The sequence below is a fragment of the Enterobacter cloacae complex sp. 6730903 genome (genome assembly GCF_048283985.1).
Lineage (GTDB): Bacteria > Pseudomonadota > Gammaproteobacteria > Enterobacterales > Enterobacteriaceae > Enterobacter > Enterobacter hormaechei_C.
This window is the reverse complement of sequence record NZ_JBLVXX010000196.1, coordinates 1-305: the sequence shown is the minus strand read 5'-3', so window position 1 is coordinate 305 and position 305 is coordinate 1. Positions and strand designations below refer to the sequence as shown.

At 40.7% G+C, this 305-nt stretch carries 1 protein-coding gene; it reads left to right on the top strand.

Features of this window, described 5'->3' with window-relative positions:
- Window positions 1–305 (top strand): MATE family efflux transporter (locus tag ACNQ0W_RS25540; RefSeq protein WP_417933328.1); only part of this gene is annotated, 305 nt, incomplete at both ends.

Below are 305 nucleotides of genomic sequence, written 5' to 3'. Positions count from 1 at the left end.
CCGCTTTGGGAATGAACTTTTTATTTACAGGTGCCTTAATTGCACTCGGCTATCTATTTTCAAAATATTTGATGGCTTTATTCATCACAGATCCAACTGTGGTGGTGTTAGGGCAACAGCTTTTATTTATTGTACTTTGGGCAATTTTATTCTTTGGTGCAGGTGCCATTTTTGCATCAATTATGCGTGCCAGTGGGACTGTAACCGTACCGATGCTGATTAACATCTCTGCCATTTTATTTATTGAAATGCCATGTGCTTACTGGTTTAGTTCGATGTGGGGGCTTAAAGGCATTTGGGTCGCC